At 71.5% G+C, this 13,955-nt stretch carries 11 protein-coding genes and 1 rRNA gene; all 12 read left to right on the top strand.

Going from position 1 to position 13,955, the window contains the following annotated elements:
- The first annotated feature begins 1 nt into the window (after position 1).
- Entirely contained in the window at positions 2-1,027 is a 1,026-nt protein-coding gene (argC, locus tag H6H00_RS25540) for an N-acetyl-gamma-glutamyl-phosphate reductase (protein WP_185718211.1), read from the top strand.
- Complete coding sequence (gene argJ / locus H6H00_RS25535; RefSeq protein WP_185718210.1) at positions 1,024-2,184, top strand: bifunctional glutamate N-acetyltransferase/amino-acid acetyltransferase ArgJ; 1,161 nt, start codon at positions 1,024-1,026, stop codon at positions 2,182-2,184. Before argC ends, argJ begins: the two co-directional genes overlap by 4 nt.
- Positions 2,168-3,058 carry an acetylglutamate kinase gene (gene argB, locus H6H00_RS25530; protein ID WP_185718209.1) on the top strand — a complete coding sequence of 297 codons (891 nt, stop codon included), beginning with the start codon at positions 2,168-2,170 and terminating at the stop codon, positions 3,056-3,058. The genes argJ and argB overlap by 17 nt, the downstream gene beginning before the upstream one ends.
- Positions 3,055-4,227 carry an acetylornithine transaminase gene (locus H6H00_RS25525; protein WP_185718208.1) on the top strand — a complete coding sequence of 391 codons (1,173 nt, stop codon included), beginning with the start codon at positions 3,055-3,057 and terminating at the stop codon, positions 4,225-4,227. The genes argB and H6H00_RS25525 overlap by 4 nt, the downstream gene beginning before the upstream one ends.
- Positions 4,220-5,140: an ornithine carbamoyltransferase gene (gene argF / locus H6H00_RS25520; protein ID WP_185718207.1), complete on the top strand. Its 921-nt coding sequence runs from the start codon at positions 4,220-4,222 to the stop codon at positions 5,138-5,140. The genes H6H00_RS25525 and argF overlap by 8 nt, the downstream gene beginning before the upstream one ends.
- Positions 5,137-5,628, top strand: coding sequence for an arginine repressor (locus H6H00_RS25515; RefSeq protein WP_185718206.1), 492 nt, complete (start codon positions 5,137-5,139; stop codon positions 5,626-5,628). Before argF ends, H6H00_RS25515 begins: the two co-directional genes overlap by 4 nt.
- Complete coding sequence (gene argG / locus H6H00_RS25510; RefSeq protein ID WP_185718205.1) at positions 5,625-7,052, top strand: argininosuccinate synthase; 1,428 nt, start codon at positions 5,625-5,627, stop codon at positions 7,050-7,052. The genes H6H00_RS25515 and argG overlap by 4 nt, the downstream gene beginning before the upstream one ends.
- Positions 7,052-8,470 carry an argininosuccinate lyase gene (gene argH / locus H6H00_RS25505; RefSeq protein ID WP_185718204.1) on the top strand — a complete coding sequence of 473 codons (1,419 nt, stop codon included), beginning with the start codon at positions 7,052-7,054 and terminating at the stop codon, positions 8,468-8,470. Before argG ends, argH begins: the two co-directional genes overlap by 1 nt.
- Entirely contained in the window at positions 8,467-9,705 is a 1,239-nt protein-coding gene (locus tag H6H00_RS25500) for an aspartate aminotransferase type Ic (protein WP_185718203.1), read from the top strand. The genes argH and H6H00_RS25500 overlap by 4 nt, the downstream gene beginning before the upstream one ends.
- A gap of 11 nt (positions 9,706-9,716) precedes the next feature.
- A complete protein-coding gene (locus H6H00_RS25495; RefSeq protein ID WP_255425877.1) occupies positions 9,717-10,331 on the top strand; it encodes a DNA-3-methyladenine glycosylase in 615 nt (204 codons plus the stop codon).
- Between the two features lie 33 nt (positions 10,332-10,364).
- Positions 10,365-11,642 (top strand): tyrosine--tRNA ligase, encoded by a 1,278-nt coding sequence (tyrS, locus tag H6H00_RS25490; RefSeq protein ID WP_185718202.1) that lies wholly within the window; start codon positions 10,365-10,367, stop codon positions 11,640-11,642.
- A gap of 422 nt (positions 11,643-12,064) precedes the next feature.
- A 16S ribosomal RNA gene (locus H6H00_RS25485) occupies positions 12,065-13,589 on the top strand.
- Positions 13,590-13,955: the final 366 nt, after the last annotated feature.

The following is a 13,955-nucleotide window of genomic DNA, read 5'->3' as shown; positions in this document are numbered from 1 at the left end:
CATGCGCATGGTGCGGATCGCGGTCGCAGGAGCCAGCGGGTACGCCGGGGGAGAGGTCCTCCGGCTGCTGCTGTCCCATCCGGACGTCGAGATCGGGGCCCTCACGGCCGGGGGGAGCGCGGGGACGCGGCTGGGCGAGCACCAGCCGCACCTGCTCGCACTGGCCGACCGGGTGCTGCTCGACACGACCCCCGAGACGCTGGCGGGGCACGACGTCGTCTTCCTCGCGCTGCCGCACGGCCACTCGGCCGCGCTCGCGGCGCAGCTCGGCGCCGACGTCGTGGTGATCGACTGCGGGGCCGACCACCGGCTCGTCGACGCCGCCGCGTGGTCGCGCTGGTACGGCGGCGAGCACGCCGGGAGCTGGCCCTACGGCCTGCCCGAGCTCCCCGGGGCCCGCGACGCGCTGCGCGGCACGAAGCGCGTCGCCGTCCCCGGCTGCTACCCCACGGCGATCAGCCTCGCCCTGTTCCCCGCGCTGGCCGCGGGCCTGGCGGAGCCCTCGGTCGTCGTCACCGCCGTCACCGGGACCTCGGGGGCGGGCAAGTCGCTCAAGCCGCACCTGCTCGGCGCCGAGGTGATGGGCTCGCTGTCGGCGTACGGGGTGGGGGGCGTGCACCGGCACACCCCCGAGATCGTGCAGAACCTGTCGGGGGTGGCCGGTAGGACGGTCGACGTGAGCTTCACCCCCGTCCTCGCCCCGCTGCCGCGCGGCATCCTCGCGTCCTGCTCGGCGCCCACGTCGGCGTCGGCGGGCGAGGTGCGCGAGGCCTACGAGAAGGCCTTCGCCGACGAGCCGTTCGTGCACCTGCTGCCCGAGGGCGTCTGGCCGACGACGGCGGCCACGCTCGGCGCCAACACCGTCCACCTGCAGGTCACCGTCGACCACGACGCCGGCCGGCTGATCGCGGTCGCCGCGATCGACAACCTCACCAAGGGCACCGGCGGCGCCGCCGTGCAGTGCATGAACCTGGCCGTCGGGCTCCCCGAGACCACCGGCCTGCCGTCGAACGGAGTGGCACCGTGAGTCTCACCGGCCCCCAGGGGTTCCGGGCGGCCGGGGTCGTCGCGGGACTGAAGTCCAGCGGCGCCCCCGACCTGGCCCTCGTCGTCAACGACGGGCCGCGGTCCGCCGCGGCCGGGGTGTTCACCCGCAACAAGGTCAAGGCCGCGCCGGTGCTGTGGTCGCAGCAGGTGCTCACGTCCGGGGCGCTGCGCGCGGTCGTCCTCAACTCCGGTGGGGCCAACGCGTGCACCGGCCCGGAGGGGTTCCAGACCGCGCACGCCACGGCCGAGCGGGCCGCGGAGCTGCTGGGCTGCGGGGCCGTCGAGGTCGCGATCTGCTCCACCGGCCTGATCGGCGCCCAGCTCCCGCGCGACGCCGTGCTCGCCGGGGTGGAGAAGGCGCACGCCGGCCTGGGCGCCGACGAGGCCGCCGGTACCGCCGCGGCCACCGCGATCATGACCACCGACACCGTCGCGAAGCAGGCCGGGTACACCTCGGAGGCGGGCTGGGGGATCGGCGGCACCACCAAGGGCGCCGGGATGATCGCGCCCTCGATGGCCACGATGCTCTCGGTCCTCACCACCGACGCCGACCTCGACGCCGCGGCGCTCGACACCGCGCTGCGCGCCGCGGTCCGGGTCAGCTTCGACCGGCTCGACGTCGACGGCTCGATGTCCACCAACGACACCGTGCTGCTGCTCGCCTCCGGCGCGTCCGGGGTGCGGCCCGACCCGGCGGAGTTCACCGAGGCGCTCACCCTGACCTGCCGGTCACTGGCCCGGCAGATGCAGGCCGACGCCGAGGGCGTCACCAAGCGCATCACCGTCCGGGTCACCGGGGCGGCCTCGGAGGACGACGCCGTCGTCGTGGCCCGCACGGTCGCCCGCGACAGCCTGGTCAAGACCGCGCTGTTCGGGTCCGACGCCAACTGGGGCCGGATCGCCGCGGCCGTCGGCTACTCCGACGCCGCCGTCGACCCCGACCGGCTCGACATCGCCGTGAACGATGTCCCGCTGTGCACCGGCGGCGTCGCGGCGGGCGGGCGCACGTCGGTCGACCTGTCCGGCGCGGAGATCGTCGTCGCGATCGCGCTCGGCCTCGGCCACGGCGAGGGCGAGATCCTCACCACCGACCTGTCCCACGCCTACGTGGAGGAGAACAGTGCGTACCCCACGTAGCGAGCGGCTGGAGCGGGCCGGGGAGAAGGCGGGCATCCTCGCCGAGGCCCTGCCCTGGCTGCAGCGCTTCCACGGGAAGATCGTCGTCGTCAAGTACGGCGGCAACGCCATGGTCGACGAGGAGCTCAAGCAGGCCTTCGCCCGCGACATGGTGTTCCTGCGCCTCGCCGGGATCCTGCCGGTCGTCGTGCACGGCGGCGGCCCGCAGATCAGCGCGATGCTCACGCGCCTGGGCCTGCCGGGGGAGTTCCGCGGCGGGCTGCGCGTCACCACCCCCGAGACGATCGACGTCGTGCGGATGGTGCTGGTCGGGCAGGTCGGGCGCGAGCTCGTCGGACTGATCAACCAGCACGGGCCGTACGCCGTCGGCCTCTCGGGCGAGGACGCGGGGCTGTTCACCGCGGAGAAGCGCACCGCGCTGGTCGGGGGCGAGGTCGTCGACATCGGGCTGGTGGGCGACGTCGTCGAGGTCAGCCCGGACGCGGTCCTCGACATCGTCCGTGCGGGGCGGATCCCGGTCGTCGCGGGCATCGCGCCCGACGTCGACGGGCAGGTCTACAACATCAACGCCGACAGCGCGGCCGCCGCGCTCGCCGCCGCGCTGGACGCGGCGAAGCTCGTGGTGCTCACCGACGTCGCGGGGCTCTACGCCGACTACCCCGACCCGGAGTCGGTGATCAGCGAGCTCACCGCGGCCGAGCTGGATCCGATGCTCCCCGGCCTGGAGGCGGGCATGGCGCCGAAGATGGAGGCCTGCCTGCGCGCCGTGCGCGGCGGGGTCGGCCAGGCCCACGTGATCGACGGCCGGGTCCCGCACTCGGTCCTGCTGGAAGTCTTCACCCACGACGGAGTCGGAACGATGGTGATCCCATGAGCCTCGCGCAGCGGTGGCAGGCCGCGATGATGAACAACTACGGCACCCCGCCGCTCGCGCTGGTGCGCGGGTCGGGCGCCGAGGTCTGGGCCGCCGACGGCCGCCGCTACCTCGACCTCCTCGGCGGGATCGCGGTCAACGCGCTCGGCCACGCCCACCCCGCGGTCGTCGAGGCCGTCACCCGGCAGATCTCGACGCTGGGCCACACCTCCAACCTCTACCTCACCGAGCCGCCGCTGGCCCTGGCCGAGCGGCTGCTGGAGCTGCTCGACGCCGGTGACGCCCGGGTGCTGTTCTGCAACTCCGGCGCCGAGGCCAACGAGGCCGCGTTCAAGATGGCCCGGCGCACCGGGCGCCCGAACATCGTCGCCGCGGAGAACGCCTTCCACGGCCGCACGATGGGCGCTCTCGCGCTCACCGGCCAGCCGCCCAAGCGCGCGCCGTTCGAACCGATGACCCCCGGCGTCTCGCACGTGCCCTACGGCGACGTCGCCGCGCTCGACGCCGCGGTCGACGAGCACACCGCCGCGGTCTTCCTCGAACCGATCATGGGGGAGGCCGGCGCGGTCACCCCGCCGCCGGGCTACCTGGCGGCCGCCCGCGAGATCACCGCGGCCCGCGGCGCGCTGCTCGTCCTCGACGAGGTGCAGACCGGCGTCGGGCGCACCGGGGCGTGGTTCGCCCACCAGACGGCGGGCGTGGTGCCCGACGTCATCACGCTGGCCAAGGGGCTCGGCGGCGGCCTGCCGATCGGGGCCTGCATCGGCATCGGTGCCGCGGGCGGGCTGCTGGAGCCGGGCCAGCACGGCACCACCTTCGGCGGCAACCCCGTGTGCTGCGCCGCCGCGCTCGCGGTGCTCGACACCATCGCCTCCGACGGGCTGCTCGAGCACGTGAACCTCGTCGGCAAGACGATCACCACGGGCGTCGAGGCGCTGGGGCACCCGCTGGTCCGCGGCGTCGACGGGGCCGGGCTGCTCATCGGCATCCTGCTCGGCGAGCCCGTCTCCGCCGCGGTGGCCACCGCCGCCCGCGACGCCGGGTTCCTCGTCAACAACGCCGTGCCCGACCGCATCCGCCTCGCGCCGCCGCTGGTGCTCACGCAGGCGCAGGCGGGCGAGTTCGTCGCCGCGCTGCCCGCGATCCTGGACGGGGCGACGGATGCCTAGGCACCTCCTGCGCGACGACGACCTGTCGCCCGCCGAGCAGGCCGAGATCCTCGACCTCGCCGACGCGATGAAGGCCGACCGGTACGCCCACCGGCCCCTGGCCGGGCCGCGGCCGGTGGCGGTGGTGTTCGACAAGTCGTCCACGCGCACGCGGATCTCCTTCGAGGTCGGGATCGCGCAGCTCGGGGGCCAGCCGCTGATCGTCGACGCGCAGGCCAGCCAGCTCGGGCGCGGCGAGACCATCGCCGACACCGCGCGCGTTCTGTCCCGCTACGTCGACGCGATCGTCTGGCGCACCGGCGACCAGTCCCGCATCGAGGAGATGGCCGGGACGGCCACGGTGCCGGTGGTCAACGCGCTCACCGACCAGTTCCACCCCTGCCAGGTCCTGGCCGACCTGCAGACGATCCGCGAGCGCTTCGGCCGCCTCGCCGGCCTCACGCTCACCTACCTCGGCGACGGCGCCAACAACATGGCGCACTCGCTGCTCCTCGGCGGGGCGACCGCCGGGATGCACGTCCGGATCTGCGCGCCGGAGGGCTTCCGGCCCGACGCCGAGATCCTGCGGGACGCCAAGGCCAGGGCGGCGGAGACCGGCGGCGGGGTCGACCTGGTCGCCGACCCGCACGCCGCCGTCGCGGGCGCCGAGGTGCTCGTCACCGACACCTGGGTCTCGATGGGCCAGGAGTCCGACGGGCTCGACCGCGCCGCCCCGTTCCGCCCGCTGCAGGTCGACGCCGAGCTGCTGGCCCGGGCGAACCCCGACGCGATCGTCCTGCACTGCCTGCCCGCGCACCGCGGCGACGAGATCACCGACGAGGTCCTCGACGGCCCGCAGAGCGCGGCGTGGGACGAGGCGGAGAACCGGCTGCACGCACAGAAGGCTCTGCTCACGTGGCTGCTCCGGGCATGACCGCGGCGTCCCGGGTGGCCCGGCAGGCCCGGATCGTCGAGCTGATCGCCCAGCGGCGGGTCCACAGCCAGAGCGAGCTGCTGGCGCTGCTGGAGGCCGACGGGATCGGCACCACGCAGGCCACCCTGTCCCGCGACCTCGACGAGCTGGGCGCGGTCAAGCTCCGCGGCGCCGACGGCGGCACACCCGTCTACGTCATCCCCGACGACGGCAGCCCGGTGCGCGGGATCGAGGGCGGCACCGCCCGCCTGACGCGGTTGCTGGGGGACCTGCTCGTGTCCGCGGACGCGAGTGGGAACCTGGCGGTCCTGCGCACGCCGCCCGGCGGCGCGCACTACCTGGCCAGCGCGCTGGACCGCGCCGCACTGCACGACGTCGTCGGCACCATCGCCGGCGACGACACCCTCCTGGTGGTGGCCCGCGAGCCCCTGACCGGTGCCGAACTCGTCGCGCTGCTGCGCGATCTGTCGATGAGGAGCACTTCTTGAGCAAGGTCCTGACCTCCCTCCCGCAGGGTGAGCGCATCGGCATCGCCTTCTCCGGGGGTCTCGACACCTCCGTGGCGGTCGCGTGGATGCGCGAGAGCGGCGGGATCCCCTGCACCTACACCGCCGACCTCGGCCAGTACGACGAGCTGGACGTCTCCGGGGTGCCCGACCGCGCCCGGCAGTACGGCGCCGAGATCGCCCGCGTGGTCGACATCCGGCCGCAGCTGGTGCAGGAGGGCCTGGCCGCGCTGGCCTGCGGCGCCTTCCACATCCGGTCCGGGGGCCGCACCTACTTCAACACCACGCCGCTGGGTCGTGCTGTCACCGGCACGCTGCTGGTCCGCGCGATGCACGCCGACGACGTCAACATCTGGGGCGACGGCTCCACCTTCAAGGGCAATGACATCGAGCGGTTCTACCGCTACGGCCTGCTGGCCAACCCCGAGCTGCGCATCTACAAGCCGTGGCTCGACGCCGACTTCGTCCAGCAGCTCGGCGGCCGCGACGAGATGAGCCGGTGGCTCACCGCCCGCGGGCTGCCCTACAAGGACTCCGCGGAGAAGGCGTACTCCACCGACGCCAACATCTGGGGCGCCACGCACGAGGCCAAGACCCTCGAGCACCTCGACGTGTCCCTGGAGACGATCGAGCCGATCATGGGCGTCCGGTTCTGGGACCCCTCGGTCGAGATCGCGACCGAGGACGTCGCGGTCACCTTCGAGGCCGGGTACCCGGTGGCGATCAACGGCGAGCGCTTCGCCGACCCGGTCGCCCTGGTGCTGGCGGCGAACCGGATCGGCGGCCGGCACGGGCTGGGGATGTCCGACCAGATCGAGAACCGGATCATCGAGGCGAAGTCGCGCGGGATCTACGAGGCCCCCGGCATGGCGCTGCTGTTCGCCGCCTACGAGCGGCTGGTCAACGCGATCCACAACGAGGACACGGTCGCGAACTACCACAACGAGGGCCGCAAGCTCGGCCGCCTGCTCTACGAGGGCCGCTGGCTCGACCCCCAGGCGCTGATGGTCCGCGAGTCCGTGCAGCGCTGGATCGCCTCGCTGGTCACCGGCACCGTCACGCTGCGCCTGCGCCGCGGCGACGACTACTCGATCCTCGACACGCAGGGCAGCGGGTTCTCCTACCACCCCGAGCGGCTGTCGATGGAGCGCGTGGAGAACGCCGCGTTCGGCCCGACCGACCGGATCGGCCAGCTCACGATGCGCAACCTCGACATCGCCGACTCCCGCGCCAAGCTGGAGGCCTACGCCGCGCAGCCGCACGACCAGGGCACCGTCCTCGTCGAGCACGGCACCCTGTTCGGCGAGCTGCCCTCGGGCGGGTTCGACCGGATCGCGGCGGCCGACGAGAAGCCCGACGCCGAGAAGTTCCTCGACGAGGCCGCGCTCGAGGCGGGCACCGACTGATGGCCGGCTCCGCGCTGTGGGGCGGCCGGTTCGCGTCCGGCCCGGCCGACGCCCTCGCCGCCCTGTCCAAGTCCACCCACTTCGACTGGCGGCTCGCGCCCTACGACGTGCGCGGGTCGGTCGCGCACGCCCGCGTCCTGCACGGGGCGGGCCTGCTCACCGACGATGAGCTCACCGGCATGCTCGACGCGCTGGCCAAGCTCGGTGCCGACGTCGAGTCCGGGGCGTTCGGCCCGGCCGAGGGCGACGAGGACGTGCACTCCGCCCTGGAGCGCGGGCTCATCGAGCGCGCCGGCCCGGAGCTGGGCGGCAAGCTGCGCGCCGGCCGGTCCCGCAACGACCAGGTGGCCACGCTGTTCCGGATGTGGCTGCGCGACGCGGCCGTCCGCGTCGGCGGGGGAGTGCTCGACGTCGTCGACGCGCTCGTGGCGCAGGCCACCGCCCATGCCGGAGCGCCGATGCCCGGCCGCACCCACCTGCAGCATGCCCAGCCGGTGCTGCTCGGCCACCACCTCGCCGCGCACGCCCACGCGCTGCTGCGCGACGTCGACCGCCTCCGCGACTGGGACCGCCGCGCCTCGGTGTCGCCCTATGGCTCGGGTGCACTGGCCGGCTCCTCGCTCGGCCTGGACCCCGAGGCGGTCGCCCGCGAGCTGGGCTTCGACTCCTCGAGTGCCAACTCCATCGACGGCACGGCGTCCCGCGACTTCGCGGCCGAGGCCGCGTTCGTCCTCGCGATGATCGCGGTCGACCTCTCCCGGATCGCGGAGGAGGTGATCGTGTGGGCCACGGCGGAGTTCTCCTACGTCACGCTCGACGACGCCTTCTCCACCGGCAGCTCGATCATGCCGCAGAAGAAGAACCCCGACGTCGCGGAGCTCGCGCGCGGCAAGGCGGGCCGCCTGATCGGCAACCTCACCGGGCTGCTGGCCACGCTCAAGGCCATGCCGCTGGCGTACAACCGCGACCTGCAGGAGGACAAGGAGCCGCTGTTCGACTCCGTGGAGCAGCTCGGCCTGCTGCTGCCCGCCGTCGCCGGCATGGTGGCGACCCTCACGTTCCACACCGACCGGCTCGCGGCGCTCGCGCCGGAGGGCTTCACCCTGGCCACCGACGTCGCCGAGTGGCTGGTGCGCCAGGGCGTCCCGTTCCGGGTGGCCCACGAGGCGGCGGGCGGCTGCGTCCGTGCGGCGGAGGGTCGGGGGGTCGGCCTGGCCGACCTGACCGACGCCGAGCTCGCCGCCGTCCACCCCGCGCTCACCCCCGGGGTGCGGGACGTGCTCACCGTCGCGGGCTCGATAGCCTCGCGCAACGCCCGCGGGGGCACCGCGGGGGAGCGCGTCGCCGAGCAGCTCGACGATCTGCGCGCCGCCGCGGCCGCCGCCCGCGACGCTCTCTCGCTTGGAGGATCAGCATGACCACCGACGTCATCAGCCGCGCCCAGGAGGCCTACGACGCCCTCGTGGCGCAGGGCATGAAGCTCGACCTCACGCGCGGCAAGCCCTCCGCGGCCCAGCTGGACCTCTCGAACGCGATCCTCGGCCTCCCCGGCGACCGGTACCGGGCGGCCGACGGCACCGACACCCGCAACTACCAGGGGCTGCAGGGACTCACCGAGCTCCGCGAGATCTTCTCCCCGGCGCTGCAGGTGCCGGTCGAGCAGCTCATCGCGTTCGGCAACTCCAGCCTGGAGCTCATGCACGACACGCTCGTGCACGCGCTGCTGTCCCCGCTGCCCGGGGCCGAGCGGCGCTGGGTCGACGAGGAGAAGGTCGTCTTCCTCGCCCCGGTCCCCGGCTACGACCGGCACTTCGCGGTGTGCGACCGGCTCGGCATCGAGCTCGTCGCCGTCCCGATGACGCCCGAGGGCCCCGACATGGACGTGGTCGAGCAGCTCGTCGCCGCCGACCCGTCGATCAAGGGGATCTGGTGCGTGCCGAAGTACGCCAACCCCGACGGCGTCGTCTACTCCGACGAGGTCACCCGGCGGCTGGCGACGATGCCCACCGCGGCCCCCGACTTCCGGATCATGTGGGACAACGCCTACGCGGTGCACCACCTCACCGACGAGGCGCTCGAGGTCGCCGACGTCCTCGCGCTCGCGGCCGAGGCGGGGCACGCCGACCGCCCGTTCGTGTTCGGCTCCACGTCGAAGATCACCCTCGCCGGGGCGGGCGTCGCGTTCCTGGGGGCGTCGCCGGCCAACGTCAAGTGGTGGCTCGCCCTGACCGGCAAGCGGACCATCGGCCCCGACAAGGTCAACCACCTGCGCCACGCCCTGTTCTTCGGCGACGCCGCGGGGGTCGCTGCGCACATGGCGAAGCACCGCGAGCTGATCGCGCCGAAGTTCGCCGCGCTGGAGAAGGTCCTCACGGAGAACTTCGCCGACACCCCCGGCGTCTCGTGGTCCACGCCCAGGGGCGGGTACTTCGTCACGCTGACCGTCCCCGAGGGCCGGGCCACCCGGATCGTGCAGCTGGCCAAGGAGGCCGGCATCGCGCTCACCCCGGCCGGCGCCACGCACCCCGGCGGCGACGACCCGCAGGACGCGATCATCCGGCTCGCGCCGACGTTCCCGCCGCTCGACGAGGTGGAGAAGGCGATGGCGGGGGTCGCGGTCTGCGTGCACCTGGCCCTGGCCGAGGCCTCCTGAGCGGTCGGGTGCTGCTCGACCGCGAGGAGCTCGGCGCCGACGTCGTGGCGGCGGCCGTGCGGCTGCTGGGGTGCACCGTCGAGGCGGACACCCCGGACGGCACGGTCGCCGTCCGCCTGACCGAGGTGGAGGCGTACCGGGGGGCCGACGACCCGGCGTCGCACAGCTACCGGGGCCGGACCCCGCGCAACGCGGTGATGTTCGGCCCGGCCGGGCACCTGTACGTCTACTTCGTCTACGGCATGCACTTCTGCGCCAACGTCAGCTGCCTCGACGACGGCAAGGCCGGCGCGGTGCTGCTGCGCGCGGGGGAGGTGGTGTCGGACCTCGCGGTGGCGCGGCACCGCCGACCCACCGCCCGGCGCGACGCCGACCTGGCCCGCGGGCCCGCCCGGCTGGCGAACCTGCTCGGTCTGGGGCGGGCGGAGAACGGGGTCGACGTCACGTCCGTCACGTCGCCGGTCCGGGTGCGGTCCGGACCGCCGGTCGACCCGGGGCGGGTGCGCACCGGCCCGCGGGTGGGCGTCGCCGCGGCGCACGACGTGCCGTGGCGGTTCTGGATCGACGGGGAGCGCAGCGTCAGCGCGTACCGGCGGTCGACACCCCGGCGACGCGTGGGCGGCTGAGTACCCGGTTCCGTCCTGCGGCAGGATCCGGGTGTGAGCACGAACATCCTGGACGACCTGGAGTGGCGCGGCCTCATCGCGCAGAGCACCGACCGCGAGGCGCTGCGCCGCGACCTCGCCGACGGGGTGCTGACGCTCTACGCGGGCTTCGACCCGACCGGCCCGAGCCTGCACGCCGGCCACCTGGTGCCGCTGCTCACGCTGCGCCGGTTCCAGCAGGCCGGGGCCCGGCCGATCGTCCTGGCCGGGGGTGCGACCGGGATGATCGGCGACCCGCGCGACGTCGGTGAGCGGTCGATGCACAGCGTCGAGACGATCCGCGACTGGGGCACCCGCATCCGGGGCCAGCTCGAGCGGTTCGTGGAGTTCGACGACACGCCGACCGGGGCGCTCGTCGTCAACAACCTCGACTGGACCGGCGAGCAGACCGCGCTGGAGTTCCTGCGCGACGTGGGCAAGCACTTCTCGGTGAACGTGATGCTCGGCCGCGAGACGGTCAGGCGCCGGCTGGCCGCGGACGGGATGTCCTACACGGAGTTCAGCTACCTGCTGCTGCAGAGCCAGGACTACCTGCACCTGTACCGGCGGCACGGGTGCCGGTTGCAGATCGGCGGGTCCGACCAGTGGGGCAACATCGTCGGCGGGGTCGAGCTCGTGCGGCGGGTGGAGTCCGGCGCGGTGCACGCGCTGACCGTCCCGCTGGTCACCGACGCGGAGGGGCGCAAGTTCGGGAAGTCCACCGGCGGCGGCAACATCTGGCTCGACCCGGAGATGACCTCCCCCTACGCCTGGTACCAGTACTTCGTGAACGTCGGGGACGCCGACGTCGGCCGGTACCTGCGCCTGTTCACCTTCCTGCCGCCCGACGAGATCGAGGCGCTCGAGAAGGACGTCGCCGAACGGCCGCATCTGCGCGCCGGACAGCGCGCACTGGCCGCCGAGCTCACCACTCTGGTGCACGGCGCACGCCAGACGGAGCAGGTGGTGGCGGCGAGCGGCGCGCTGTTCGGGCGGGGGGAGCTGCGCGACCTCGACGCCGGGACCCTCGACGCGGCCCTGGCCGAGGTGCCGCACGCCGACGTCGTGCCCACCGACGAGCCGACGATCGTCGACCTGCTCGTGGCGACCGGGCTGAGCGAGAGCCGGGGGGCCGCGCGACGGGCCGTGGGGGAGGGCGGTGCCTACGTGAACAACGCGAAGGTGCTCGACGAGGCGTGGACACCCGGCCCCGCCGACCCCCTCGCCGGCGGCTGGCTGGTCGTGCGCCGCGGGAAGCGCAATCTGGCCGGTGTGCGCCTCGTGGGCCGCTGACCTGCGGAAACGCCGGAAGTGACCCCCCGATTTGACTCCTCGGATCGGGCCTGTGTAACTTTCTCCTCGTCGCCACGGCGGGCAGCACGACAGACCGGGACGAAATCTTCGGCCCAGAGTCAGCCCGCGGAACGGTGGCCATCCGCAAGGTCTTCCACCTCAGGGTGTAGCCTTGCTCAGCACGTCCCAAGCAGTTGGGCCCCAGCGGGAGTTTGACACCGCGAACGGGACCATGTAGCTTGGAAAAGTTGCCCCGGCCCGGTCCGCAAGGATCGCGATGGTGTGCGGGTGTCTTTTGAGAACTCAACAGTGTGTCGAACTGTGTCGTCTTCGGACGGCACGATCTTGAATTGGTTTTATGCCAGTTTGTTTTTCCTGCGACCCCGTCGCAGGTACTTTGGTTGGGTTTTCAACCTCTTTTTTTGTTGGAGAGTTTGATCCTGGCTCAGGACGAACGCTGGCGGCGTGCTTAACACATGCAAGTCGAGCGGTAAGGCCCTTTCGGGGGTACACGAGCGGCGAACGGGTGAGTAACACGTGGGTGACCTGCCCTCAGCTCTGGGATAAGCCCGGGAAACTGGGTCTAATACCGGATATGACCTTCCATCGCATGGTGGTTGGTGGAAAGTTTTTTCGGCTGGGGATGGGCCCGCGGCCTATCAGCTTGTTGGTGGGGTGATGGCCTACCAAGGCGACGACGGGTAGCCGGCCTGAGAGGGCGACCGGCCACACTGGGACTGAGACACGGCCCAGACTCCTACGGGAGGCAGCAGTGGGGAATATTGCGCAATGGGCGAAAGCCTGACGCAGCGACGCCGCGTGGGGGATGACGGCCTTCGGGTTGTAAACCTCTTTCGACCTTGACGAAGGCCTTCGGGTTGACGGTAGGGGTAGAAGAAGCACCGGCCAACTACGTGCCAGCAGCCGCGGTAATACGTAGGGTGCGAGCGTTGTCCGGAATTATTGGGCGTAAAGAGCTCGTAGGCGGTCTGTCGCGTCGGTCGTGAAAACTTGGGGCTTAACCCTGAGCTTGCGGTCGATACGGGCATGACTTGAGTTCGGCAGGGGAGACTGGAATTCCTGGTGTAGCGGTGAAATGCGCAGATATCAGGAGGAACACCGGTGGCGAAGGCGGGTCTCTGGGCCGATACTGACGCTGAGGAGCGAAAGCGTGGGGAGCGAACAGGATTAGATACCCTGGTAGTCCACGCCGTAAACGGTGGGCGCTAGGTGTGGGGGCCATTCCACGGTCTCTGTGCCGCAGCTAACGCATTAAGCGCCCCGCCTGGGGAGTACGGCCGCAAGGCTAAAACTCAAAGGAATTGACGGGGGCCCGCACAAGCGGCGGAGCATGTGGATTAATTCGATGCAACGCGAAGAACCTTACCTGGGTTTGACATGCACTAGACGCGTCTAGAGATAGGCGTTCCCTTGTGGCTGGTGTGCAGGTGGTGCATGGCTGTCGTCAGCTCGTGTCGTGAGATGTTGGGTTAAGTCCCGCAACGAGCGCAACCCTCGTTCCATGTTGCCAGCGGGTTATGCCGGGGACTCATGGGAGACTGCCGGGGTCAACTCGGAGGAAGGTGGGGATGACGTCAAGTCATCATGCCCCTTATGTCCAGGGCTTCACACATGCTACAATGGCCAGTACAGAGGGCTGCGAGACCGTGAGGTGGAGCGAATCCCTTAAAGCTGGTCTCAGTTCGGATTGGGGTCTGCAACTCGACCCCATGAAGTTGGAGTCGCTAGTAATCGCAGATCAGCAACGCTGCGGTGAATACGTTCCCGGGCCTTGTACACACCGCCCGTCACGTCACGAAAGTTGGTAACACCCGAAGCCGACGGCCTAACCCGTAAGGGAGGGAGTTGTCGAAGGTGGGACTGGCGATTGGGACGAAGTCGTAACAAGGTAGCCGTACCGGAAGGTGCGGCTGGATCACCTCCTTTCTAAGGAGTTCTCACCGTGTGGTGAGGCTGACCGGCCACTCTGAAGGTGGTTGGTTCTCCTTTCACGATAACCACGCTCTCGGCGGATGGTCTTCGGATTGTCGGTGGGGGGGGGGTTGTGGCTGGGTGGAACATAATGACCAAGTAGATCTTCAAGATGCGCGTGTCCCTTTTCGGGGGGTGTGCGGGTTCGGCACGCTGTTGGGTCCTGAGAGGACACCTGATCGTGGGTGTGTTTCTCTGGCTGCTCCTGGCCTGGACCGTCTAACGCATCCCTGTTCGCCGGCTTCGGTTGGTGTGGGTGGGTGTGGTGGTGGTCGTTTCATGGTTGGGGTGTGGTTGTGTGTTGAGTGTTGCATAGTGGAT

The sequence above is a fragment of the Pseudonocardia petroleophila genome, assembly GCF_014235185.1.
In the GTDB taxonomy this organism is placed as follows: domain Bacteria; phylum Actinomycetota; class Actinomycetes; order Mycobacteriales; family Pseudonocardiaceae; genus Pseudonocardia; species Pseudonocardia petroleophila.
The sequence above is the reverse complement of the archived record's forward strand: the minus strand, read 5'-3'. Positions and strand labels throughout refer to the sequence as shown.